Here is a 3,303-nt window from a genome sequence, read left to right as displayed (position 1 = left end):
GAAAAATACAAAACCCCAACCCGCGGTTGCGGATTGGGGTTTTGGTTTTAGGTGCTTGACGATGACCTACTCTCACATGGGGAGACCCCACACTACCATCGGCGATGCGTCGTTTCACTGCTGAGTTCGGGATGGGATCAGGTGGTTCCAACGCTCTATGGTCGTCAAGCAATTCGGTTGGGGCATCGCGGTTAAGGCGCTACCCCGAAACGGGTATGTGATATGAGTCTGGCTTTGCGGTTCGTTGCAAATTTTCGGTTTGGTCGACTTCACCATCACCCAATCTGCTTTGTCAGCAAATTGTTTGGGTGTTATATGGTCAAGCCTCACGGGCAATTAGTACTGGTTAGCTCAACGCCTCACAACGCTTACACACCCAGCCTATCAACGTCGTAGTCTCCGACGGCCCTTCAGGGAGCTCGAGGCTCCAGTGAGATCTCATCTTGAGGCAAGTTTCCCGCTTAGATGCTTTCAGCGGTTATCTCTTCCGAACATAGCTACCCGGCAGTGCCACTGGCGTGACAACCGGAACACCAGAGGTTCGTCCACTCCGGTCCTCTCGTACTAGGAGCAGCCCCTCTCAAATCTCAAACGTCCACGGCAGATAGGGACCGAACTGTCTCACGACGTTCTAAACCCAGCTCGCGTACCACTTTAAATGGCGAACAGCCATACCCTTGGGACCGGCTTCAGCCCCAGGATGTGATGAGCCGACATCGAGGTGCCAAACACCGCCGTCGATATGAACTCTTGGGCGGTATCAGCCTGTTATCCCCGGAGTACCTTTTATCCGTTGAGCGATGGCCCTTCCATACAGAACCACCGGATCACTAAGACCTACTTTCGTACCTGCTCGACGTGTTTGTCTCGCAGTCAAGCGCGCTTTTGCCTTTATACTCTGCGACCGATTTCCGACCGGTCTGAGCGCACCTTCGTACTCCTCCGTTACTCTTTAGGAGGAGACCGCCCCAGTCAAACTGCCCACCATACACTGTCCTCGACCCGGATAACGGGCCAGAGTTAGAACCTCAAGCATGCCAGGGTGGTATTTCAAGGATGGCTCCACGCGAACTGGCGTCCACGCTTCAAAGCCTCCCACCTATCCTACACAAGCAGGCTCAAAGTCCAGTGCAAAGCTACAGTAAAGGTTCACGGGGTCTTTCCGTCTAGCCGCGGATACACTGCATCTTCACAGCGATTTCAATTTCACTGAGTCTCGGGTGGAGACAGCGCCGCCATCGTTACGCCATTCGTGCAGGTCGGAACTTACCCGACAAGGAATTTCGCTACCTTAGGACCGTTATAGTTACGGCCGCCGTTTACCGGGGCTTCGATCAAGAGCTTCGCTTTCGCTAACCCCATCAATTAACCTTCCGGCACCGGGCAGGCGTCACACCCTATACGTCCACTTTCGTGTTTGCAGAGTGCTGTGTTTTTAATAAACAGTCGCAGCGGCCTGGTATCTTCGACCGGCGTGTGCTTACAGAGCAAGTCTTTCACACTCACCGGCGCACCTTCTCCCGAAGTTACGGTGCCATTTTGCCTAGTTCCTTCACCCGAGTTCTCTCAAGCGCCTTGGTATTCTCTACCCGACCACCTGTGTCGGTTTGGGGTACGGTTCCTAGTTACCTGAAGCTTAGAGGCTTTTCCTGGAAGCATGGCATCAACCACTTCGCATTCGTAAAGAACGCTCGTCATCAGTTCTCGGCCTTGAGATCCCGGATTTGCCTAAGATCTCGGCCTACCACCTTAAACACGGACAACCAACGCCGTGCTGGCCTAGCCTTCTCCGTCCCCCCATCGCAGTAACTAGAAGTACGGGAATATTGACCCGTTTCCCATCGACTACGCTTTTCAGCCTCGCCTTAGGAGCCGACTAACCCTGCGTCGATTAACGTTGCGCAGGAACCCTTGGTCTTTCGGCGTGGATGTTTTTCACACCCATTGTCGTTACTCATGTCAGCATTCGCACTTCTGATACCTCCAGCAAGCTTCTCAACTCACCTTCACAGGCTTACAGAACGCTCCTCTACCGCGTCATCAAAGATGACACCCGTAGCTTCGGTGCCTGGTTTGAGCCCCGTTACATCTTCCGCGCAGGCCGACTCGACTAGTGAGCTATTACGCTTTCTTTAAAGGATGGCTGCTTCTAAGCCAACCTCCTAGCTGTCTAAGCCTTCCCACATCGTTTCCCACTTAACCAGGACTTTGGGACCTTAGCTGACGGTCTGGGTTGTTTCCCTTTTCACGACGGACGTTAGCACCCGCCGTGTGTCTCCCATGCTCGGCACTTCTGGGTATTCGGAGTTTGCATCGGGTTGGTAAGTCGGGATGACCCCCTAGCCGAAACAGTGCTCTACCCCCCAGAGTGATACATGAGGCGCTACCTAAATAGCTTTCGAGGAGAACCAGCTATCACCGAGCTTGATTAGCCTTTCACTCCGATCCACAGGTCATCCGCTAACTTTTCAACGGTAGTCGGTTCGGTCCTCCAGTCAGTGTTACCTAACCTTCAACCTGCCCATGGATAGATCGCCCGGTTTCGGGTCTATACCCAGCGACTAAACGCCCTATTAAGACTCGCTTTCGCTACGCCTCCCCTATTCGGTTAAGCTCGCCACTGAATATAAGTCGCTGACCCATTATACAAAAGGTACGCAGTCACCTAACAAAGTAGGCTCCCACTGCTTGTACGCATACGGTTTCAGGTTCTATTTCACTCCCCTCTCCGGGGTTCTTTTCGCCTTTCCCTCACGGTACTGGTTCACTATCGGTCAGTCAGTAGTATTTAGCCTTGGAGGATGGTCCCCCCATCTTCAGACAACGTTTCACGTGCGCCGTCCTACTCGTTTTCACTTCTATAAACCTTTCGTATACGGGGCTATCACCCACTATGGCCGCACTTTCCAGAGCGTTCTACTAGATTTAAAGAAGCTTAAGGGCTGGTCCCCGTTCGCTCGCCACTACTAAGGGAATCTCGGTTGATTTCTGTTCCTCAGGGTACTGAGATGTTTCACTTCCCCTGGTTCGCCTCTTGCACCTATGGATTCAGTACAAGATACCTGTCTTATGACAGGTGGGTTTCCCCATTCAGACATCTCCGGATCAAAGTCTGTTTGCCGACTCCCCGGAGCTTTTCGCAGGCTACCACGTCTTTCATCGCCTCTGACTGCCAAGGCATCCACCGTATGCGCTTATTCACTTGACCATATAACCCCAAGCAATCTGTCTCTCGACAACAGCCTTGGATCGATCAGTGAAGTACGACATTCGCCGAAAATTCGCGCTTGAACTCGCAAATTT

2 rRNA genes are annotated in these 3,303 nt (G+C 52.7%); both read right to left on the bottom strand.

The annotated features are described in order from the left end of the window. Positions 1-53: 53 nt before the first annotated feature. A 5S ribosomal RNA gene (gene rrf, locus PT85_RS17335) occupies positions 54-169 on the bottom strand. A gap of 146 nt (positions 170-315) precedes the next feature. Further along, a 23S ribosomal RNA gene (locus tag PT85_RS17330) occupies positions 316-3,208 on the bottom strand. Between the last annotated feature and the right edge of the window lie 95 nt (positions 3,209-3,303).

The sequence above is a fragment of the Pseudomonas flexibilis genome (assembly GCF_000806415.1).
Lineage (GTDB): Bacteria > Pseudomonadota > Gammaproteobacteria > Pseudomonadales > Pseudomonadaceae > Serpens > Serpens flexibilis.
The sequence above is the reverse complement of the archived record's forward strand: the minus strand, read 5'-3'. Positions and strand labels throughout refer to the sequence as shown.